This window comes from Leptospira stimsonii, from assembly GCF_003545885.1.
Lineage (GTDB): Bacteria > Spirochaetota > Leptospiria > Leptospirales > Leptospiraceae > Leptospira > Leptospira stimsonii.
On the sequence record NZ_QHCT01000001.1, the window covers coordinates 1,539,244 to 1,561,275 of the forward strand.

Sequence of the window (22,032 nt, forward strand, 5' to 3'; positions counted from 1 at the left end):
AAGTAAAATTCCATGATTCTAAAATTTTTTAAGAATTTATCCTCTACTTCGGAGATGATTCTATCTCCGCTTCAATTTTCGAACACGGCGATCGCAGTGATTCAAAAGCATTTGGAAACTAGATTGGATTCCGCGTTTCAGATTCGAATCGAAAGAAAAAAACATCGAGTCGATGTTCAAGTCGGTTACGATCAAAAGAAGAATCAAAAGACGCTCCATTCTTACCCGATTCGTTTGGAAATATCCAGAGAAGACGAAATTTGTCTGGAAGGTTCTCGTTTGGATTGGGACGAGGAAAATCGAGATTTTCGAATCTATCCGGACGTCGATTTGGAAATCGAATACGGGCTGTTTAAAAATCGTTTTCGGATCGAGACCAATCGTTATGTATTTGAGGACGAAACAAAAAAGGAAGTTTTTAGATCGGAAAAATTTCCGGAATGGGTGCCGGAAGAATGGAGTATATTCGAAATTTCTAAAATAGAAATCCAAGGAAGAATTTGGAACTTATTTTTAGAAACGAGGCCGAATTCGGAAAAGATTCTCGAGATCGAAAAAAAGATCGCTGATTGGATCTTGGACTATTTCAGCGAGTTTCCGAAAAGAAGAATTTAACGTTTCCAGAGAATCCGATCCCCTTCGGAAATCGTTTTCAATCCGTTGATACCGTTATCCGGAACCGCTCTCGAAAGGAAATAATCCGTTTCCTCCACCGTTGCTTCTCCCGATTTTCCGGAAGTGTTGTAGATTTGAACTTTGGAGCCTTTCTTTAAACCGTCCAGCGTTCCGGCATTGATGATGATATCTTCATCCTTTACTTTGACAATCGATGCGGAGGGCGGAATCGAAGCGAGAATTTTAGAAGCGGATCTGGTAGCGACCTCCGGAAGAAAATCCCGCCCCTTCGCGAAGACCCGAAAGGTAGTAAGAATCTTCTCGTGTTTCGTGTCTTTTATCGTCCAATCGACGTTCAGAGAATGATTTTCGTATTTTAGAGATCCATAAACTACGAATCTCGGCTTCGGCCCGTTCTTAACCGATTCTTTGACTTTAAAAAATAAGGACTCGGAGTAGGGTAGAATTCCCGTATAGTTATCCGAGGTTAGATTGAGAGAAGAAGGATTACTTCTCGCAGATTCCAATGATCCGGAAAGAGAGATCGTAGGGTTTAGAGAAAGAATTTTGCGAACCGAAGAGGAGACCAGGAGAGATAGATCGGGATAGTCGCCTAAGAAGGATTTGTCGACAAGATCGAAAACGAGAAGAACGGGCGGAGTTCTTCCGTAATTTTCGAGGAGATTGTCCCCTGTGATTTCGATCATTCCTTCCTTATAGCCGATCGATTGTTTCATAGAGTTCAGGAGATTTTCTATCTCATACTGATACTTTTCGTTTTCCGGATATTTCTTTCTTAAGAATAAAAGAAGATTCAAATAACGCGGGAAAAATCCGGTTCTCTTGTATTCGGAAAGAGTTTGGAACTGGACCTCTGGTTGACCGGGAATCAATTCTCTTGCGGATGCGAGATGGTGAGAAGACATCTCGTAGAGGAGGGAATTTTTGGAAGAACGAAAACGTTGCATTCTATATTCACCCAATTTTCTTCGGAAGGAATGGTTCTCAGGGAAATGAACGAGTGCTACCGATTCCGCTTTTTGTCTCGCGATGGAATCCAAATCATCCAATCGTACTATTTCTGTTAAATCGTTTTTGAGGGATTCCTTACTCGCGGAAGAAGAATCCTTATTCGCCTCTTTTTCCACAGCAAACGTCTTAAGATAAAGAAAGGACGAATTTTGCGGATAGAGCGAAACCAGTTTTCGAGAAAGAGCGACGGCAGAGGCAAAGTCGTTTTGCCAGATGCGTATTCTTGTAAGCGCGTCAATTGCCTCTTCAAAATCCGGATAAAGAGAAATCGCACGTTCTAATTTTTCCGAAGCGGCTTCGAGCTTTTGTTTTCTTTCCGAGACCGGACTCTTTTCCGCCCAATCGATTAAGAGTTGCGCGAGATGAAAAAAGAGATCTGGATCATCGGAAGAATTCGAAAGGACTCCGTTCCAGAGGTGATAAGCTTTGGAGAAGTTTCCAGTCTTTCCGTTTACTTTCGCTTCTAAAATTTGAACTTCTTTAGAATTTTGTAATTTAGATCGGGAAGCTTCCAGTCGTTTTAGGGCAGATTCGAAACTTCCCATTTCTAAAAGGATTTGAATTTGTACCGGTGCAAGGATCGGGTCGAACGGATCCGTATCCAATGAGGTCCGTAAGAGATTGAGAGCGTTCTGATAATCTTTTTTTCTCGCGAATGCCAACGCCCCACCCTTCAACGCATTTTTGTTTTCGGGCTCTAAGGCTAACGCCTTGTTGAAGGCTTCAAAGGACTCGTTGTATTTATGAAGATGTTTTGCCGATTCAGCCAAACCTAAAAGAGAACGGATCGACATCGGATTTGCTTTGACTGCATCGGTGAAAGACTGATAAGCTCCGGTATAATTTCTTTCCTTGAGAAGGAGTTCCCCTTCTTGTATTTTACGAACGGTTTCCTGAGAGCTTGCAGATGATCCAAAAAGAAGGACCAAAGAAAAAATCAGAAAACGTTTTTGTAGAAGAAGACGGAGGATCATTTTGTAAAAAATCCTGCTTCGGCTTTACCGGAGGCGTTTCGAAAATTCGCTTCTAAGACGAGAGGTATGTAGAAGTCCTTTTTATCGGCGTCCACTCTACTCTTGAATGAAACGATATAACGTCTGTCTTTATGAGAAACAATGGATTCGTAGAGAGTTTTTTCCTGACCTTCTCCCGGGATCAGTATGAATTTTCCACCGGTAGAATTGGCTATCGTCTTATAGATTTCAACCGAAGGCCCGACATCCGAGAGAGATAAAAAATAGATCGGGATCGAATGTGCTTTCGAATAACGGATGATTTTTTCCGGAGAAATTTGAGTAAAAGAATCCGGATTGGAATTACCGGATACTAACACGAGGACCGCTCTCGGCCCGAGACGATCTAAAAGATCGGTGATTCCGCGATAAATTGACTTTCCCGTTTTTGATGAAGAATCACTAGGAGAAGTTCGTAATATTCTAAAAATCTCATGCATTGAATAATTGAAATCGGATGCTTTTATGAGTTCAGTGCCGGAACGGAGAACTTCCACTCCGTCGTATTGTCGTAGGGAAGTGAGAAGTGGACGAAGTGATTTTTCAAAAACGGAATAAGCGGTTTTGACTTCGGGGGTGTTCTCATAGATAAGGGATAGAGAAATTCTATTATTATATTGTTGCATATCCGCGAGTCCGATAAGCGGAGAAAGATTTCCGTATTCGTAAACTTTAAATGAATTTCTTGGAATCGCTTTTATATCGCGTCCCGATCGGTCTCTGACTCTTAAGAAAACGGATATATCGGGATATTCTCTATTTAGGACCTTTTCTACTACGAGATCCAGATTGGAAGAGAGTTGATTCGCGGGGCTGAAAATTTCTACGCGATGCCGATTGAAATCTGCGATGTACTGAGTTCCCGTATAATCAAAGGCCGAAGAAAAAGGTTGATTCAGTTTCCGGATTACATTTTTGGAATCTCGAAAAGAATCCAGAGCTCTCCAAGTATTTTCCAGCGTGTTATAAACTACAAGACCGGATTTTTCATCTGCAACGTGTATTTCATTTTTCCGAATCGTAAGATTACGAGGAGAAGATAGAATATTTGGATTTGTGATCTCTCTTAGGAAATTTCCCTCTGAGTCGAAAACCGCAATGCGAGAGTTCCCTCGATCGGCGACGTAGATTTCTCCTTTCGCATTGATCTTGATTCCGGAAGGATTTCGAAGAGTTCCGACTCCGATCTCTTGGAGGAAGGTTCCGTCGGTTTTAAGTTTTTGAACCCGGTTATTTCCGGAATCGGAAACAAAGAGATATCCGTCCTTCGTGAAAAAAATTCCAGTAGGACCATGGAATTCCCCTGCGGCTTTTCCTGTTTTTCCAAAACGATTTCGATATTCACCTCTCGTATTGAACTCATAAATCTTATCCGCTTTGAAATCGGAGACAAAAATTGAGGTTCCACGGAGAGAAAAGAAGAGGGGACCGGATAAATTCCGACCTAAGGAGCCCTTAAAATTATCTACTGGATTTCCGTTTGGGTCAAATTTTACGATATTTGCCGTATCAAACGAAAGTACGTAGAGAAATCCATCATCATCGATCGCAACATCGGAAGGGTTTCTGAATCGAAACCGTCTGAGCTCGTCACCTAAAAGCGCAGAATAATACTTTATCCCAGCATCCTGACTCCCACCAGCGAGATTGATTCGGAGTGCATCTAATCTTGCTTTTTGAATCTGGTTAAGCCCTGTATTACCTTCAATTTGTTCTAACTCCGACATGCTTTCTGGCCAATCGCCAGAAAGATAATAAGAATTAGAGAGGAGAAGCCTCGCTAAAGTAAAGTCGCTCTTGATTGAAAGCGCCTTAAGAAAGCTTTCCCGAGAAGATGAATACTGAGAGTTATTAAAGTAGGAGAAACCCCTAGAAAAATGCGTCCTTGCCTCTTTTTCCTGGATAGAAAAATTTGGAAGCCCGTCGGAATTCAAAGAAAAAGATGTTAAGAATACTACGAGGAGGATAAGAAATCGATTAGAGTGCATAATTGAATTCTTACATTTGCTCCAATCTCTATTAACATTGAAAAGAGACATAATTTCAAGAATTTTTTACGAACGCGGAAGGAATAAACCTTATAAAAATGTGAAACACTTCTCGTTTTTTGAGAAAAAGGTTAAAACTCTCCTAACCACTTAGAGGTCGAAATTCTATTTGTCTGCCCGTTCTCGGGAATACACTTTTAAGTTTCGAATTTCGTAAAGGTTGGAGAGGTCGGAATTCTCGATGGAAAACGTCTTTAGAAATAGCATTTTGGATTCGAGGGAAGCCTTCTGAGTTGATCGGAGAGCGACTCTTTTTCCAGCTCTCATGACGCTCAAGCCAGATTTCTCGTTTCGCACGATTTTCAAGGAGTTCGCTCCGCGTTTCCCGGAGAAGAAAATCTAGAATAAAGATGTAGTTCCGAAATCTTTTTTCTATCTGATTTAATTCTTCCAAGGAGACTTCCATACTACATTGAATATCGGAATCTCTCGAGAAAAATGGAAAAAATTATGCAGTATTCAACTCAAAATTTCTTCTTCTCGAAAGTCGCTTTAGGATCATTCTCTTATTCGAAAAAATCGTATAATAAAAATAGATTGGATTTACCGTTCTCCTTTCTAACCTTAGGATCTCAGTTTTCTCATCTTGAAGAGAGATATCTTCGTCTCTATCACTATCTACGAGTCCTGAAAAAAATTTACAAATGGAAATTCCGAAATAAAAGCCCACAAGTTTAGCCTCATACCAATCTTGATGATCCGGTCGAAACGAAAGTCGAATTAGATTTTGTCTTTTCGATTGGTATAGCGTTTTTCGAAAAGCTGTGTCGGGAAATTTGGAGAAGAGATTCCTGTTCTGAAATTTTATAATTAGATAGTGAAAGTAGTTTTTAAGATTGCCGTGTCTCCTAATTCTATTCCTCAGAAATCCTTCCAAATGTTTTGGAATGAGCAAGTCCGAAGGACCAATGGATCTCTTGGATTTGCCATGAAACTCGGTGAACTCTTGAATTTGATTCATTCTTCTTTTCTCCTCTAAAGAATACAGTTCCAAGAGGTGATCTTAAAAGACGAAGATGTTGAATTTTTTTAAGAAAAAGATTGAAGAACGGCAATGTGTGCTTCTACGGATTCTGCCAAAGAAGTTAAGTCGTAACCTCCTTCTAAAAAAGAAAGAACCCTTCCTTGGCAAACGTTCTTCGCGCATTCAAGAACGATTCTTGTTAATTTTTCGAAACCACTAGTGGAAATTTGCATCCCTCCAAGCGGATCGTTCTTGTGGGCATCAAAACCTGCAGATATCAAGATGATTTCCGGATTAAATCTTTCAATCGTAGGAACAATTGTTTCCTTAAATAAATTTATGTAAGTATTGTCTTCTGTTCCTGCTTTGAGAGGAATATTTTTCGTCGTCCCGATCCCCATTGCTTCTCCCGTTTCGGTCGGAAGTCCAGTCATCGGATAAAAAGGGAATTGATGGATAGAAAGGAAGAAAACGCTTGGATCTCCATAGAAAAATTCTTGCGTTCCATTTCCATGGTGAACATCCCAATCTAAGATAAAAATTTTCTTAAGGCCACGAAGTTGAAGGTATTTAGCTGCGATCGCTATATTATTTAACATACAAAAACCCATAATTCTATTTTGCTCAGCATGATGTCCCGGCGGTCGGAGGAGTGAGAATCCATTCTTGATTTTCCCTTCAAGCAAAGTATCTGCCATGGTAGTTCCGGAACTTGCCGCTTTGAAAGCCGAAAACCATGATTTTTCCGTAAAAGGTGTGTCAGAATCAAAATAACCTCTTTTGCCTTTGGAATTCTCTATTTTTTGAATATGATTTCTGCTGTGCGTTTGGTTCAGAAAATCAATTGTGATATCCTGAATCTCCGGTTGATAGAGGGAAGAAAAATAGGTCTTCTTTTGAAGAAGTTCTATACAGGCGATTAATCTGTCCGAGTTTTCGAAATGGGGACTCGTAGAGTTCGAGTTATGATAAAGAAATGCCTCTGAAAAAATAAGACCCGTTGCCATCTTTTAACTCCAAAGAGAAACTTTATTGAATCTATTATTTTCTTTATTCTGGAAAACGAATCGACCCTTTTTCAGAATTTCTCACGTCTTTCTTTTAGTTATAGTTGGAGAATTCCGACATTTAAGAGAGAAATCAATTGTTTCCGCCTGATCTTGTAACCATGAATCAACAAATCGTATCATTCTTAATTATTTTCCTTTTTAGCGTATCCTCTCTTTTTTCTGACTTTGATCTTCCTTTTCCGAACGGGAGCACAAAGAGGAAACCGGTTCGATTGGCGAAGGAGTTATCTGAACCTGAAGTCGGAACTCAAAGGTCTTCGGTAAGGAAAGGACAAGAATCCAAACAGTCAGACGAGGAAATTTTTCCAAAAAAAGAAACTACGAGAAAACAAATTTCCCCCATTGAACCTATACTTGAAATTAAGTCCAAGGTTGTAACTACGCAAAACAAAGGTGATGCTCCTAAACAGGAAGGAAATGGGATATCAAACTTTGCAGATCAGAAGGTGCCGGAATTCTCTAGAGGGATCTATATTTCTCAGAGAACTTTAAAAAAAGTGAAAGCATTTGAAGAGCTTCGTCGGAGAAGCAAAATGCATGGAATCAATTTCCTTGTGATTGATGTCCAACCTACAGCACCTTCTAAGGAAACTTTGGATTCATTATTCGCAGAAGGTTTTTACCCAGTTGCACGCGTTGTCAATTTTGACGGCGGCCTTCCGACCGAAAACCCGTCGGACCAAAAGATAAAATCGATCCATCGGTCGATTAGAGCCGCTTGCCAATCGGGGTTTCCTGAAATTCAATTAGATTACATTCGCTATGCCGACAATTTGCAACTCAAGTTATCGTATGAAGCTCGTTACAAAAATATTTCAGGAATTATTAAGAATATTCGAAATGAAACCCTGAAATGTGAAAATCTTCCTTATATCGGAGCAGATATTTTTGGTCGGATCCCTTTTAATCAGAACGATTCAATCGGTCAGAAAGTGGAAGTATTTGCCCAAGTAGTGGATGTTCTCTATCCAATGTTATATCCTTCTCACTTTTATGGAATGCCTGCTCGGATTAAAGATCCTTATCAAACAGTGTATGACGGAACTCATCTTACCTTAAAAAGATCCTTGAAAACAACGAGAGTCATTCCTTATATCCAAGGATTCAACATGTCCGTTGCCAAGTCCGGACTTTCTTTGTCCGATTATATAAAAGCTCAAGTTAAAGCTACGTACGATAGTGGTGCTCATGGTTTTGTGGTATGGAATGCCTGGAACGAATACGATGCTACATTCCAGGCCCTAAAGGACTATGATCGAGAGGTTAAAAAGGGAGAGAATTAGAGTCCTTTAAACTCTGGTTTTCTTTTTTGTTCAATCGCTTTGATCGTTTCTTTGAAATCAGCGGAAATAAAGTTTCTCGCCTGAGATTCCGCTTCCTTTTTGAGAGCGGCTTCCAATTTCTCACGGTCGTAAGTATTTTTCTTCAGTTCGCTCAGGGCGAGGGGGGCACTTTCTGAGAGGGCGATTGCAATTTCTGTGGCTCTTCCTAAGACTTCTTTCTGAGGAACTGAGTCATTGCAGAGGCCTGTCCGGAACGCATCATCTCCATTTAAAGTTTCAGCAAGAAATAGAAGACGATTGGCCACATGAGTTCCAAAAAGCTCTTTCACAATATAACTTGAACCCATTCCAGGATGAATTCCTAACTTTACAAAGTTAAACTGATATTTTCCTTCGTTCGCGAATACTCGAATGTCGCAGGCAAAAGCGAGAGAAAGTCCAGCCCCTATCGCATGACCATTCGCGGCGCAAATAACGGGGATATCCAATCTTCTTACCGAAAGAAAGAGATTGTAGAATTCAAACATTGTTTTTTTGTTCGTCTCGAAATCTTTCGTAGAAAATGATTTCAGGAGTTCAAAATTTCCCCCAGCGGAGAAAATTCCATTCTTCCCGGTGAGAATGACGGCCCTTGGTTTCGATTTTTCAGGAGAATCCAATAAAGTCTCGATGGTTTTCTTAAATTCAAGGCCCATTTCTCGGGTCATGGAATTCCGACTTTCCGGATTATTTAAGCTTAAAGTCAGGATCTTGTTTCCTGAACCCAGATCGATAGTGTCTTGATCGATTAATCCCATTAAACTGCTTTTCTCTCCAACTCAAAGCTTTCATACCAAATTCGATCGGATACGGTCAACGGTTTTTCGCCAATTCCCATCTGGACAAAGTATTCAAGGAGAGTATCGAGATGAATCGCTTCCTCATCCTCTAACGTCCAAAAAGTAGAATCGATTGATTTCGAGATCAGTGCTTGTCCTCTTATTGAATCCTGAAAATACTCCGGTTTTCCCGAAAAAATCAAATGAGCCGAGATAAGGTCGAAACGAATTGTTTCGATGATTTTCTTAAACTGGGGTTCCGACTTTTCGAAGTATCTCGAAGCAATCTCTGTTTGAAAATAGTCGCCCCAGGTCAAAATATCAGGTTCCACTCCGGTTCGTTCTCGAATTTCTGCGACCTTCTCGTCCTCGATAAAAGGAGTCATCGCAAATCGGTCTACGAGTTCTTTTAAAGCGATCAAATCCAGGATTTTCCCGGCTGTTAGCTTTCCCTGTTTCATCATATCGAATAATTCCGGGTTGAGTTCCGACTTTCTTGTATCCATACCTTCTTTTTCGGGTTTTTCCGAAACCTTCCTCTGGATTTTTTTTCTCTCGAGTTCTCTTTTCCAAATGCTTATGTCCCTTTCATATAGCCCGACTGAATTCCGACTTCCTAAAAGCCGATACTAAGATAGAATCTCGCATTCAACAAAAAAAACCATGGCAGTCGGAAGATCAGATAGTTTACAGGAACTCATAACGATTCTCGAAACGATGTTCGGGGAGACAATCATTGGGACCGATATCAATCTCGTAAAACATCTCTTCTATTATCTCAAAGCGGACGATGTAGAATTCCCTTTCGACTACGACGGACAAAAATATTTCGCGATTGTGGAGGATATTGAAGAGACGACCGTAAATCTCCGAATCCCTGGTGCGACGCAGGGGCTTACACTTCGTGCAAAGATCAGTTTCGAGATCATGAACATTCTCTATCAGTTCGAGGTTGTCATATTAGAATTCTTAGAAGAAGGAATTAAAATTAGAATTCCATCAGAACTCCAAGCCGCATCCTTTCGTAAGAATATCCGAGTCGCGGTCGACGACCTCTTTATGAACTACGTAATTCTTTTTCGCTCTCTCTCGGGCGGAGGAAGAGAAATCGGAAGGAATATTCAAGTCGAACAAAGATTTAATAACCTGATGAGGGAAATTAAAAAGGACAATCCGGATCTTCGACTCATAAATATTATGATTTCCGAATATATTTCCACGGTTTCGAAGGAATACGACATCGTTTTTTTTTCCGCAGAGAAGAAGGACGAAGTTTTTCTGGAATCTTTTATTCGAAGACACGATAAACCGATTTTTATCTCCGATACTTCTTTGATAATCAATTACATTCGTGAGACTGATCCTTCGGAAGTGGGTAACTACCGCGAAGAATACATTCGTATGGTTTTGGAAAACGGGCAGGATTATGCGGATAAATTTTTTAGGGAACTCCAGAAAAACGAAATTCGGGATTTCCTTATCTCTTACATGATTCTACCTATCAGGCTCTTTAACGACGTCGTAGGATATATTCGGGTTTATGCCTCCGCTATGGATCGATATTCGATTACTCCTTCCCAGGCGGGCTATTTGATCGAACTTTCTGAAATTTTCAGCTACTCTATGACGAAAATTTTCATCCGGGCGGACAACTATCGTCAGACAAAGGCGGCCACGCGAGTCGTAGATATCAGTATCAACGGGCTCCTCTTTGAAATCGACGAAGAAAGAATCTTTCATTATTTAAAAAAGCATAATATTATAAAAATATTCATTCCTCTTACGGAAAGGACTCTAATTCTGAGGGGAGAGGTTGTACGCTATATCGTTGCGGGCGACGGTAAATTCAATCTTGGTGTGAATTTTTTTGATTCCAATCCGGACGATATGTTAGTCCTTCAAAAATATATCTTTACTAGAACTCGGAAGATTCTTTCAGAATGATCCGATTAATGCAGGCGCTCTCAACAAATACGAATCTCCGGGCTGTGAAGCCGGTTTAAAGGTTTTATACTTTTCGAAAGATTCGCTTAACAATCTTTTAAAGTTGGCTACTTGTTCCAATTCTCCAAGACTACTCTGTCCGGATTCGGAAGTGAGTTCAGTGATCTTGTCTATGTAAAGTTTGCTCGCAAGAAGGTGAACGCGATAATCGGACGGATTGAGAAGATCTGCGTTTCTCGTAAGTCTTTCCGAAATCTCAAAATAAGTGTCGGATTTTTTTCTCTTTGCTGACGCTTCACTCGGAGATTTTCCCGGTTTGGATTCTTCTCGATAAAGATAGTAATAAGTTGTTGCGGAATTGATTAAAAGTTCCGAGTCTACTTTGGTTAATTTAAACGCCTCTTGGATCACATCCATCGTCTTGGAAAGAATGGTCGAATTCTTAAATCCTTCCGTTTCATATTTATGATTTAAGTAGTCGATGTATTCCACATAGAATTCCAATTCTTCTTGAGCGTTACCGAAACGTTTTCGATTTTTCCAGGCCATGGAGAATTCGGAGCCCGCGGAGATATAAGCTTCCCCCGTTTTTTTATAGAGCAATCCTAAACGGAAATGACCCATCGGAGAAGAAGGATCGAGACTGATCGTATGTTTATAAGAACGTATGGATTCTGCGATTTCGTTTCGAGAAAGGTGGTAGTCTCCCTTTTTTCTTTCCACGATTGCGGATTCGATTTTTTCAGAAACGAGAGGAGCCGCCACCATGAGATTCCTATCTTTTACTAATCCTAGATTTCCGATTCCTCTTGCCCTTTTCCCGATAAATGAAGTCTGAAAGATGGATTTGATTTCGATCTGCGCGACGATGTTTCCGTTCTTGTAATTCTTATGATCGAAATCTTTTTCTATTAGGTAGAGAATTTGTCCTACTCTTAAACCGGGATCGTAATTGATCTTGATCGTCACAAGATCGGCTCTTGTATCCACGCCGATGTCCAGATTCTTATTTTTTCCTTCTTCTTCGATCGGTTTTACTTTATCGTAGAGAACCGTCTCTCCTACGAGAATCATCTTTTCCTTTTCGGGTTTCCCTGGTTCTCGAAACGCGTAAACGAGTTCGCGAGCCTCGATAACTCCCGTCAGTGTGGAAATCAGAATTATAAGAATGGAAATCAGAAAGGTTCTCACCTTCCAAAGATCGGCCGTTTGTGCAAACCTACTCTGAAAAAAACGTTTCCTTTCGAATTTCTGAACCTTAGAATCGTATGGTCCGATTCGTTCCGAAGTCTCAGTGGAAAATTCGGAATCGTTCCTAAAGCGGTTTGTATTTCGTTCTCTTTGTTTTTCGAAAGATGTTCCGTTCCTTGAAAAAAAGAAGTTCCGATTTTCGGATACGCTCTTATTTTCTCGGGTTCTTATTGTTTCTGCCTTCGATTTCGGAATGTTTTCAAAAAGATTTTAGGAGCGAGCCGGGTTCAAGGTTTCGAACGTGGAAAGCCTTAAATACGAATGTTCGGCTTGTTTTGAATTTCCGGGTCTTTCTAAAATTGCCGCTCTGAGATCGGCTCCGATCGCGGCGTCCGCTTCTTCTTTTATATCCGTAAAGAATAGAATTTTTCTCGGTTCCACCCCGAGTTCTTTTGCGATCTTAGAATAACTGGAGGATTCCCTTTTACCGCCGACTGCGGTGTCGAAATAACCGGAAAAATATTTCGTAAGATCTCCCGATTCGGAATATTCGAATATTAGCTTTTGCGCTTGAACACTTCCGGAAGAATAGACAGCCGCCTTCTTTTGTGCGGATTGAATTCTTTTTAAAAATTCGGGAACATCGGGAAACATGAGACTTTTCAGTTCTCCGGTCTCATATCCGATCTTCCAAATTCTTCCTTGAATTTCCTTTAACGGTCCGCTCTTCCGATCCACGGATACGAGATATTTACAATAGGCGCTGAGTTCCTCCGCCGATTCTCCGATCTTTCCGTCGTAGGTCGTATCGTTCTTCGCTTCCTCTAAAAGTTTCCCTTTCCATTCTTCTTCCAATCCAGATGTCTGAAAAAAAGAATCCATCTTCTGAACGGAATACGGAAAGAGAACTTTATGGACGAACTCGATCGGCGTGGTCGTTCCTTCTATGTCGAATAAAAATAATTGAATAGGTCCCAGATCCAATTAAGCGGTTCCCCTTATCTTTTCTGCTTCTTGAACCAAATAATCATGTACGTCTTTTTCGTCTTTTTCAAAATTATTCAAGACCATGATCCAAAACAATGCACAGGGAATCCAAAATAGTACCGAAATCGAAAGTCCGAGGGAACGATCTCCGGGAGTCAAACCTAGGATAACCGCGCTCATCGCAGGCCCCAAACCTTTTCCCAAGTCGTCTGTCAGATTATACAGCGCGAACATACTACTTCTGTTTTTTGGAATATTCACATTGATTAATGTGGCTCTTACGTTCGGTCCTGTAAGTGATATGAGAAATCCCGCGATCAGGTTCACGACGATGAACGTTCCGGAGGTCGCGATGGTTTCCGCCTTTAAAAGATAGAGACAAGGTAGAATTCCGAGAAAGATGCTCGTCATACAAAAGATCGGAAGAAGTCTCTTGTTGTAGTTATAAATCCGTTGTCCGATAATTCCCCCGAAGAATGTTCCGGCAAAAACTCCGATCGCGGCGTAGGTGAGAAGCATCGTCGCGGTCGCCTTATCGAGATGATACGAAGTTTCGTAATAGTCCACTAGGAAAACGAAAAAAACTCCCCAAGGAACACAACCCGGAATTCCTTGCAGAAAGATTCCAATGTTTGTCTTGTTTTGAAAAAGAAGTCGAATATCGCTCCAACGTAGATGAAAACTTTCTTCCGGAAATTTATCCGCAATTCCCTGCCACTCCGTTTCCCCACCGCCTCGAATCGGTTCTTTACAAAAAATCCAATAGATGAGTGCGAAAAAGAAAGAAGGAACCGAAAGATAGATAAAACTCATTCTCCAACCGTTGATCGGATCCGAGTTTCCTAAAATACCGCCTAACAATTGTCCTACGCCGAGTCCGATTCCCATCGAAAGAGAAACGTATGCCGCCGCGGTGGATCTGGACTTATCCGAAAAGTAGTCGCCGAGGACCGTGAAAAGGAGCGGGAAAATTCCGCCCAGTCCAAAACCGGTCAAAGTTCTATAGATTACGAATTCGGGATAACTCGTCGCAAACCCGGAAAGGAAACAAGGAATCTCTCCTAAAAAGACGGAAAAGATAATGAGAGTCTTTCGGGAATACTTTTGTGATAAATATCCCATGCTCACGGAAACCGCTCCGCCCAGGATAAAAAAGAGAATCGGAATGACCCCTCCTATATACCAGTCTACGTCTTCTTGACTATTCAGTCCAAAAGAAGCACCAATGTTTCTTAAGTTAGGCGCGATTAGGTTCTGATCCGCAAAGAGGAAGAACGCCATTCCCATGATCATCCAAAACGCGAGGATCGCGTTCCAACCGTGATTTGCCAGTTCTCCCAACCCAAAAAAGCGAAGTAGGCTTTGTTCCGAGGGTTTTTTTTCCATGTTCTCTCCAGAGTCTCTTTGTTTGTTCGGCGAATTCCAAACAATGAAGAGAGCGGAGGAAAACTCAAGGAAACTTTATCGGGAGATTTCGATTTTAAAATCCTTTGTTGGAGCGTAAGTAACGAGACATAGACTTTCGAACGGTTTCCTTTCTCAACCTTTGAATTGAAAAATAGATCTTTCTTGATTCAAGGAAGAATAATTGATTGACCCCCGTAGTTTTGATGATTCCTTTCTTCCAGATAATTCGGTTTTTGCTATGACCTTTCACCACAAAGAATTCTACATTCTATCCGGCTCCGATAAATCAAAGTTATACTGTCAATCTTGGACAAAGCCTAACGCGAATCGTTTGCTGATCTTTCATCACGGATTTGGAGAACATAGCAGCCGTTATACGAACCTGCTCCGTTTTTTTGCGAAGAGCGACATCAATTTCTATTCTTTCGATATGAGAGGTCACGGAAGATCGGAAGGGAGAAGGGGGCACGCGGATTCTTTCGATCAATATGTTCGTGATCTTTCCCATTTTACCTCCGAGGTTCTAAAAAGGGAACAGAAGGATCGTTTTTTTCTTTTAGGTCATTCCCTGGGAGGTGCGGTTGCACTTCGTTATTCTCAGGAAGGAATCAATCAGGATAATATCTTGGGTTTGATTCTTTCGTCGCCCGCGCTCCTTGTAAGAATGGATTTTAAAAAACAGCTCAAAAAAATCGCCGCCGGTTTTCTGAGCAAAATTTCGCCTGCCACGACAGTCGACGCGGAGCTAGATCTTCAGTTCCTTTCTCACGATCCCGACGTGATCGAGGCCTATCGACAGGATCCTCTGGTTCATGGTAAGGTTTCTTTCAGAATGGGTTCCGAACTTTTAGAAATCGGTCCTAAGCTGATTAAGAAAGCGGGAATACTTCGTTGTCCGGTTCTGATTCTTCACGGTCAGGAAGACGGAATCGTGGATGTGAACGGTTCAACGGAACTTTATAAAAATCTAATTTATAGAAACAAAAGAATCAAAATCTATCCGGGTCTTTATCACGAATTGATGAACGAATTTCCGGAACACAGAGAGCCGGTCTTTCAGGATATTCAGGCGTTTTTGGAAACTTTGGTACGAGAAAGAATCCTTTCCGATTCAAAAGATTCTTCTCCGAAGCTGAAGAAAAAAACGGTGAACGTTGGAAAGAAAAAGAGCGCCGTTTAGAATTCTAAAATCACATCAACTCTTTCTATAAACGAATACGAACGAAAGAGTAAAAAGAAATCCTAAAATAGCCACTAATCCTAAAATCGATCGTTCCGTCGTCGGGAACCAAGTTCCGTTTTCGATCTTACGATTTACGCGTTCGGTTTCCATATCCATGACGGGTGCTCCTCCGGAAACGGAAATCGAAACCTCGTACTGAGGAGCCGGATAACCGATCTTAAAGGCCTTCATATCGGAAGGAACGTCTTCTTCGATTTTTTCCTGCTTGGAAGCGCCGATGAAGGAAACGTTCATATCGCCCGGTTTGGAAAATACGGCGCGAAATCCTTCGCTCTTTTCCGCCAACATTCTATCTTTAAACGTTACGGTGGAGAGATTGCTCGCGGGAATCGTATAAGAAATTTGTAATTCAGAACTTCCGGGAAGTATCGCACGATCCAAAAATTTTCCGTTCGGTCCGTCTTGGAGCTGAAGAGGAATCGCCATCCTCGCTTCTCCTTGCGTGAGTTGTCCGATTACTTCGGTCGCCTCGGAAGGGACAAAAATCTCGAACGGATTTTGTTCGTCTTGATAACTCTTAGGTGGAATCGTATTGTTCGAGATGAGAAAAATTTTGAATACGCGGAGGAAATCTTTTCCTCTTGTGATCTGCATCGCCGATCTGGTTCGCACTAAAGATTTGTCCTTTGTCTTTTCATAGACTACGATCTCTTGGACTGCGGAACGCATCACCGGGACAGGAGGCACCATCTTATTATAATTGACCCCCGCATACTTCGCTTGGAGAAGGATCGGTGATTGGTCGGGAACGGAAAGTTTGGAAACGACAAAGTCCCCTTTTGCGGGTCCTAAGTCCTTGATCGGAATCATTCCTTGTTGGAGCGCGATGATTCGAAGGGATTCGATGTTTCCTTCTTTGCCGGTCGTTCCGTTTTTGATGCGGATCTTGAGTTCGATTTCTTCCGAATGAATGGAAACTTGTACAAAGAAAAGGATGGATAAGATCGTTAGGATTGTTTTCATCTCAGGCTCTTAAAGTCAGTTTTATTCCACCCTCTTAAAAAGAAAATCCTTTACACTCGCTTTTGTTCTCGTAGCTTGTATTCTCTTTGAACGATTGTGACGTTCGTTTAGACCGTTTTTATGGAGTGTGGAGATGTCTTGGTTTCGAAAAATATTGGCGGTATTGGGAATTCTTTTCGGTTCCTTTTTGATTCTTATTTACTCTATCACGTTCCATCCAGATCAGGCGCAACCCGCCGAAGTAAAATGCGCCGAAGACGCTCCAATTTTAAAAGCCGATTCTAAGATTAAGGTTCTTGTCTGGAACATACAATACCTCGCTGGCAAAAAGAGAGTCTTCTGGTATGACGTTCCGAACGCAGACGGTCCCGATATCGGACCTTCTCGAGAAGAAATCGAAATCACTCTCAAAAAAATCACCGATTATATACGATCTGAAAATCCGGATGTGATTCTCTTGCAAGAGGTGCATGACGGAGCGAAGAATACTTTCAAAGAAAATCAGTTGGAAAGAATTCTTGCCGGACTGGATCCCTCCTACGCCTGCAGTAGCGAGGCTTTTTACTGGAAATCGGCATTTGTACCTCATCCGAAAATTCTCGGAAGTGTGGGAATGAAACTCGCAACGATCAGCAAGTTTAAGATTTCGGACGGAATCAGGCATTCTCTTCCGTTGATGCCGGCCGATCCGATTTCGACTCAGTTCAATTTGAAACGTGCGATTCTTCAAAATGATTTTCCGATCGAAGGAGGGGAGAAGTTCACCGTATTGAACACACATTTGGACGCCTTTTCCCAAGGGACGGATACGATGCACAAACAAGTGGATACGATCACCGGGCTTCTCAAGGAATTGGATCTCGCGGGTCATGCTTGGGTGTTAGGCGGAGACTTCAACCTGCTTCCTCCCGGCTTTGATCGAAAGACGATGCATCCGAACGGAGCTTTCTTTTATTCGGACGAACAAGAAATCAAGCCGTTGTTTGATCATTGGAGTTCGGCTGTTCCATTAGATATTTTGAATGGACCTGAGAAAGCGAAATACTTTACTCATTTTTCGAACGATCCGGCGATCGGAAAACCGGATCGAACGATCGATTATATCTTTTATTCTTCTAATCTGAGACAGAGCGCGTATCGGGTGGACCAAGGAGAAACGGTCTGGGATATCAGCGATCACTTTCCGCAGATCGGAACGTATGTTTTGAAGTAGAATGATTCCTTTCCTCAGGCGAAGTCGGCCGGAGTTGTAAAAACTACAAAAAGTGTGAGTTCCTACTTTTTTCTAAAAAAGAAAAGTCGGAACTCAAGCCGAAAAATTCTCCCCTGATTCGATTGGTCCGACAAAAGATTCACTCGAAAAAAAAACTTGCAAAGGGACTTGAAGTTCGTCCGGTGCACGCTCGGAGAAACTTCTCCAAAACTGGCTCGTGTAGTTCCGTCTTGGATGGAAGAATACGACCGAATCTCGAACTCAAGAACTGGCCAAAACCAACTCGAGGGAATGAAGTTGCCAAAGAGAAAGCGAGAGGATTTTCTGGATTTCAGACCTTGCTTTCGAAAAGAAAGAATCAAATTCTTCTTTGATACGAAAAAGAATTCGAGACGAGAAGGTCGGAATCGAAAGAATTATTTTTGGAAATAAGATTATGAGACCATTTAAGATATTAGGAATTCAGCAGATCGCAGTCGGCGGAGAAGACAAGAAAAAACTCGAAACGTTTTGGGTCGACATTCTCGGATTGGAAAAAACGGGAACCTTTCGAAGCGAGAAAGAAAACGTAGACGAAGATATTCTAAGAATCGGAAAGGGACCATTCGCGGTCGAAGTCGATATCATGCAACCGATCGACGCAAACAAAAGCCCGAAAGTGCACGAACCGAAACTCAATCATATCGGACTCTGGGTGGATGATATTCACAAAGCGGTCGAATGGTTAACGGCAAAAGGAGTTCGTTTTACACCGGGAGGCGTACGGAAAGGCGCGGCCGGTTACGACGTATGTTTTATTCATCCCAAAGGAAACGAGGAGTTTCCTTATTGTTCCGAAGGTGTTCTCGTGGAATTGGTCCAAGCGCCGGCAGACGTAATCGCCGCTCTTCGTTAGATTTTTCGGGCGTGCCGCTGATTTTTTTTTGAACATCAAAGTTCGATTGAAATCGCGGCCGCGCTCTCCGCTCCATTCAACAAATTGAATTTTCTATTTTTTGAATGTTCTTTTTTTAAGACGCCAATTTGTTGAATCCGCATCGATCGCTCACGCGGTCTATATCGAAGTTCAGCCGAAACGATCGAAGAAACTCCAAAATGAAGAACTCAAAAACGATTCTCGTCCTATTGACGATTCTGATCCTAACGATTGCAAACGGCAGTTTTGCGTCCGAGTCTAATCCGGAGGCGCTCTTATCGAGCCTCGATAGAAAATTCATTTCTGTTTATAAAACCGTCGTCCCAAAAGAGGGGGCCTTCGACGCGGATTATCCAGAGGAAGTCGCCAGACTTCCGAATCTTACATTCGGGAAACTTCTTAGGTCTGCAAATTTCGGATTCGAAGGCGATTCGGTCGCGTATGAGATCGAAACCGAAAACAAAATCAAAGGTTGGGTTTCCTTGGATCAAGTCTGGTTTCCGACAAAAGTGGTTCGGATGAAAGATGGCGATACTCTCAATGTCCGCGAACGCGAGTCTTTGGATTCGAAGATCGCGGATTCCGTCCGGCAGAACGAAATTCTATATGGAAACGCGATTGTCCTGATCCAACTCGGAACCAAAGGATACGATCCGGCGGACTGGGCTCGTGTCTCCACGAAACGGGGAAATCACGGATTCGTCAAACTTCGTTATTTCGAAATCATAGAAACGAACGTGAAACCTTATCCCTGAATTTTCCGAGGCCGAACACGCTGAAAGATGTGCGGGAGACGCGACGATCATGGATCGAGCACAAGAATATTCAAAAAATTGAAAATACCTTTCGAAAAGGTTATTTTTTACCCAGAAGGAAAAAGGTTCTCATCGGACCCTTTCCTTTGATCTCGATGATTCCTCTGTCTTCGAATTCGAAAAGATCTTTGAGAGCCTCATACGTAGCTTCGGAACAATTGATCTTTCCAGGTTGACCGTGGGATTCCATTCTGGAAGCGGTATTCACCGAATCTCCCCAGAGGTCGTAGACGAACTTGTTTTTTCCGATTACGCCGGCGACTACGTCGCCCGTGTGAATTCCGATTCGGATATTGAATTCGTATTTCCAGGACTTCTGAAGATCTTTCAGACCGGAAATCATTTCGATTCCGGCTAACGCGATCTTTTCGGCGTGATCCGTCGTCGGGTTCGGAATTCCTCCCGCCATCATATAACAATCTCCGATCGTCTTGATCTTCTCGAGTTGATATTTGCTCGCGATATCGTCGAAACATGTGAAGATCTGATTGAGGATCTCGACCAATTGATTCGGAGTCGGGATCTGAGTGGAGAGTTTGGAAAAACCCACGATGTCCGCGAAAAGAACGGTGGAGTTCGGAATATAATCCGCGATCACCCCTTCACCGCTCTTCAATCTTTCCGCGATCGCTTTGGGAAGAATGTTGAGAAGAAGGCTTTCCGACTTCTGTCTTTCTTTTTCCAGACCTTCGTTTAACACGTTGATCTTTTCCAGAGAATCCTTGAGTTCTCGGTTTCTTTTGGAAAGAGTTTTGTAGGCGTCCGCGTTATCCACTCCGATCGCGACGTAGTTTGCAAGCGTTCTTAAAATGCTGAGTTGGTTTTCGTTAAACGCATTTTTCTCGTAACTCTGGATCGTAAGAATTCCGATAAATCTTTCTTCCACTTTAAGTGGAAGATATACTACGGAACTGGTCTTTTCCCCGAAATGTTTCTGGATCGGGGAAACATACTGTGGAAAATCTTTTTCGAGATCGTTCGTGATCAGTTCCTGGTTTTGATTATAACAAAAGGAAGAAGGATTTTCTTCGGACAAAGAATCCACAGAAGGAGCGGGAGTATAACGACCTTCGATCAGGCTGAACTTATATTTAATCTCATTCTTACCTTCCTCCAAAATCCCAAACGCAAGGATGTTCATCGAGATCATCGACTTCGTGTTTTCATAAACGGAAGTGAGAATGATCTTCGGTTCCAAACTTGCGGTGATCATCTGGCCGATCTCGCTCAGCTGTTTTAGGTTTTGATAAGAGGAAACCAATCTTTGGTTGGAATCTTGAAGTTCGGTTTGAGTTTTGATCAGACGATTCTGAGTCGAATCGCCGATTTTCATCAGTTTCGAAGATTGTTTTAAAAGGGATTCGTAAGCGTCTCCGATTTTTTTTAATTCCTGGATCAGATCGTCTTTCTGAAGAGAATCTTTTTTATCAAGGGTTTCGTTGACTTCGTTTAATAACTGAAACTCGTTTTCAAAAAAAGAATTAAAATCCTTCTGCGCTGGAGACGCTGGTTCCATGAATTGGTCCTCGGCCGAAGAGCGGTCTTATTTGTAGGATTTGAGTTCGAACGGCAGAGAAAGATCGGACGAAAATTCTTCACCGGTTTCCTGCATATCGTCGTCGTCTTCTTTATACAACCAGAGGACTTTAACCTTTCCGCTTTGATCGTGATATTTCTGAAGGGAGTCCAAAATGTCCATGATCACTTTCGAAGAGCTCGTATTAAAATAGTCCAACTGAAATTTTACTTGGATTGCGGTCTTATTTCCCATCGTGGAGTTGAGCCAGTCGAATACCGGCTTGTAGAAAGCGATCGCGTTTTCCGGATAAGATTCTCCGATGATTTCCACCACTCCTTTCTCAGTGTCCAAAATAACCTCTGGAGAAGTTTTGGTCTGTTGGATATGTAAAGATTCCATTCTCAATTTTCCTTTGTGAAGTATGCAGAAAGTGTAAAAAACGAATGCTTATCGTCTACGGGTGAGATAACGTAAGTCAGCGGTCCGTCCGACTTCCTTGCGATATCAATCAGTCCGACTCCGGCGCCTTTGCTATCGTCCGGCCTGTCCGAGCGCAACTGCTGTTGATAGTAAGTTTTCAGCTCGTCTCTCGACATAGAATTTATCTTCTCGCATTTTGATTTTAGCGAATCGATTTTCTCGTTTAGTACAAGGTTCCCGGAAGAAACATTATAGCCAATCGATTTTTCATCGACCATAATGATACCGACTCCACCTTCTCTTCCGTCTTCCTGAGCTCTTCTTTCCGCCGAATAGTGTAACATATTCTGTGCCAATTCGATAAAAACGGCGAAGATTTTTTTGATTTTCGATTCCGTGCTCAAGGAAGTTCGGATCATTGACCCGAATTCCGTAAGGACTTCCTGCGAAAGTCGGCCCTTAAAGGAAACAATTAATTGATAATCGCAGGCCTCTTTATAGTGCTTAAACAGGTCTACGGACTTGTTTTCCATCATTTCTTTTTAACATACTCCCTATAGTTTCGTGTACA

The 22,032-nt window shown here is 41.9% G+C and carries 20 protein-coding genes; 7 read left to right on the forward strand and 13 right to left on the reverse strand.

Annotated features, from left to right (window positions below):
* Positions 1-12 precede the first annotated feature (12 nt).
* Positions 13-615, forward strand: a complete 603-nt coding sequence (locus tag DLM75_RS07680; RefSeq protein WP_174715072.1) for a hypothetical protein — start codon at positions 13-15, stop codon at positions 613-615.
* Here the strand turns inward: DLM75_RS07680 and DLM75_RS07685 are convergent.
* From DLM75_RS07685 to DLM75_RS07705, 4 genes are all read right to left on the reverse strand, one after another.
* Positions 612-2,621 (reverse strand): tetratricopeptide repeat protein, encoded by a 2,010-nt coding sequence (locus DLM75_RS07685; RefSeq protein ID WP_118967814.1) that lies wholly within the window; start codon positions 2,619-2,621, stop codon positions 612-614. The two genes, DLM75_RS07680 and DLM75_RS07685, sit on opposite strands and share 4 nt — an antisense overlap.
* The gene (locus DLM75_RS07690) at positions 2,618-4,648 is read right to left on the reverse strand and encodes an NHL repeat-containing protein (protein ID WP_118967815.1); all 2,031 of its coding nucleotides are present in this window, start codon (positions 4,646-4,648) and stop codon (positions 2,618-2,620) included. Before DLM75_RS07690 ends, DLM75_RS07685 begins: the two co-directional genes overlap by 4 nt.
* Before the next feature lie 508 nt (positions 4,649-5,156).
* A complete protein-coding gene (locus DLM75_RS07700; RefSeq protein WP_118967817.1) occupies positions 5,157-5,669 on the reverse strand; it encodes a DUF1564 family protein in 513 nt (170 codons plus the stop codon).
* 68 nt (positions 5,670-5,737) lie between these two features.
* Positions 5,738-6,679: a histone deacetylase family protein gene (locus tag DLM75_RS07705; RefSeq protein WP_118967818.1), complete on the reverse strand. Its 942-nt coding sequence runs from the start codon at positions 6,677-6,679 to the stop codon at positions 5,738-5,740.
* Between the two features lie 161 nt (positions 6,680-6,840).
* Here DLM75_RS07705 and DLM75_RS07710 point away from each other — a divergent pair, with 161 nt between their 5' ends.
* Positions 6,841-8,025 (forward strand): putative glycoside hydrolase, encoded by a 1,185-nt coding sequence (locus tag DLM75_RS07710; RefSeq protein WP_118967819.1) that lies wholly within the window; start codon positions 6,841-6,843, stop codon positions 8,023-8,025.
* Here the strand turns inward: DLM75_RS07710 and DLM75_RS07715 are convergent.
* Both DLM75_RS07715 and DLM75_RS07720 read right to left on the reverse strand, forming a co-directional pair.
* Positions 8,022-8,822, reverse strand: coding sequence for an enoyl-CoA hydratase/isomerase family protein (locus DLM75_RS07715; RefSeq protein WP_118967820.1), 801 nt, complete (start codon positions 8,820-8,822; stop codon positions 8,022-8,024). The two genes, DLM75_RS07710 and DLM75_RS07715, sit on opposite strands and share 4 nt — an antisense overlap.
* Positions 8,822-9,349, reverse strand: coding sequence for a hypothetical protein (locus DLM75_RS07720; RefSeq protein WP_118967821.1), 528 nt, complete (start codon positions 9,347-9,349; stop codon positions 8,822-8,824). Before DLM75_RS07720 ends, DLM75_RS07715 begins: the two co-directional genes overlap by 1 nt.
* Before the next feature lie 157 nt (positions 9,350-9,506).
* Between DLM75_RS07720 and DLM75_RS07725 the strand changes: the two genes are divergently transcribed.
* Positions 9,507-10,787: a PilZ domain-containing protein gene (locus DLM75_RS07725; RefSeq protein ID WP_118967822.1), complete on the forward strand. Its 1,281-nt coding sequence runs from the start codon at positions 9,507-9,509 to the stop codon at positions 10,785-10,787.
* On the opposite strand, the gene DLM75_RS07730 is transcribed toward DLM75_RS07725, so the two are convergent.
* The 3 genes from DLM75_RS07730 to DLM75_RS07740 all read right to left on the reverse strand — a co-directional run bounded on the left by DLM75_RS07730 (position 10,779) and on the right by DLM75_RS07740 (position 14,351).
* On the reverse strand, positions 10,779-11,978 hold the full coding sequence (locus DLM75_RS07730; protein WP_118967823.1) for a tetratricopeptide repeat protein: 1,200 nt from the start codon (positions 11,976-11,978) through the stop codon (positions 10,779-10,781). The two genes, DLM75_RS07725 and DLM75_RS07730, sit on opposite strands and share 9 nt — an antisense overlap.
* Before the next feature lie 270 nt (positions 11,979-12,248).
* Positions 12,249-12,962 carry an acireductone synthase gene (mtnC, locus tag DLM75_RS07735; RefSeq protein ID WP_118967824.1) on the reverse strand — a complete coding sequence of 238 codons (714 nt, stop codon included), beginning with the start codon at positions 12,960-12,962 and terminating at the stop codon, positions 12,249-12,251.
* Positions 12,963-14,351, reverse strand: a complete 1,389-nt coding sequence (locus DLM75_RS07740; RefSeq protein WP_118967825.1) for an MFS transporter — start codon at positions 14,349-14,351, stop codon at positions 12,963-12,965.
* A gap of 259 nt (positions 14,352-14,610) precedes the next feature.
* Between DLM75_RS07740 and DLM75_RS07745 the strand changes: the two genes are divergently transcribed.
* Positions 14,611-15,552, forward strand: coding sequence for an alpha/beta hydrolase (locus tag DLM75_RS07745; RefSeq protein WP_118968035.1), 942 nt, complete (start codon positions 14,611-14,613; stop codon positions 15,550-15,552).
* Positions 15,553-15,567: 15 nt separating this feature from the next.
* Here the strand turns inward: DLM75_RS07745 and DLM75_RS07750 are convergent, their stop codons facing one another.
* On the reverse strand, positions 15,568-16,578 hold the full coding sequence (locus tag DLM75_RS07750; RefSeq protein WP_118967826.1) for a hypothetical protein: 1,011 nt from the start codon (positions 16,576-16,578) through the stop codon (positions 15,568-15,570).
* A 133-nt stretch (positions 16,579-16,711) separates the two neighbouring features.
* Between DLM75_RS07750 and DLM75_RS07755 the strand changes: the two genes are divergently transcribed.
* The 3 genes from DLM75_RS07755 (at position 16,712) to DLM75_RS07770 (ending at position 19,462) form a co-directional block, all read left to right on the forward strand.
* On the forward strand, positions 16,712-17,791 hold the full coding sequence (locus DLM75_RS07755; RefSeq protein ID WP_118967827.1) for an endonuclease/exonuclease/phosphatase family protein: 1,080 nt from the start codon (positions 16,712-16,714) through the stop codon (positions 17,789-17,791).
* A gap of 436 nt (positions 17,792-18,227) precedes the next feature.
* Positions 18,228-18,686 (forward strand): VOC family protein, encoded by a 459-nt coding sequence (locus DLM75_RS07765; RefSeq protein WP_118968036.1) that lies wholly within the window; start codon positions 18,228-18,230, stop codon positions 18,684-18,686.
* A 200-nt stretch (positions 18,687-18,886) separates the two neighbouring features.
* Positions 18,887-19,462, forward strand: a complete 576-nt coding sequence (locus DLM75_RS07770) for an SH3 domain-containing protein (RefSeq protein ID WP_118967829.1) — start codon at positions 18,887-18,889, stop codon at positions 19,460-19,462.
* A 100-nt stretch (positions 19,463-19,562) separates the two neighbouring features.
* On the opposite strand, the gene DLM75_RS07775 is transcribed toward DLM75_RS07770, so the two are convergent.
* From DLM75_RS07775 to DLM75_RS07785, 3 genes are read right to left on the reverse strand one after another with little or no spacing between them, the layout of a single operon-like run.
* Positions 19,563-21,038: an adenylate/guanylate cyclase domain-containing protein gene (locus DLM75_RS07775; RefSeq protein WP_118967830.1), complete on the reverse strand. Its 1,476-nt coding sequence runs from the start codon at positions 21,036-21,038 to the stop codon at positions 19,563-19,565.
* 27 nt (positions 21,039-21,065) lie between these two features.
* On the reverse strand, positions 21,066-21,440 hold the full coding sequence (locus DLM75_RS07780; RefSeq protein WP_118967831.1) for a DUF1987 domain-containing protein: 375 nt from the start codon (positions 21,438-21,440) through the stop codon (positions 21,066-21,068).
* Positions 21,441-21,442: 2 nt separating this feature from the next.
* Entirely contained in the window at positions 21,443-21,997 is a 555-nt protein-coding gene (locus tag DLM75_RS07785; RefSeq protein ID WP_118967832.1) for a SiaB family protein kinase, read from the reverse strand.
* Positions 21,998-22,032: the final 35 nt, after the last annotated feature.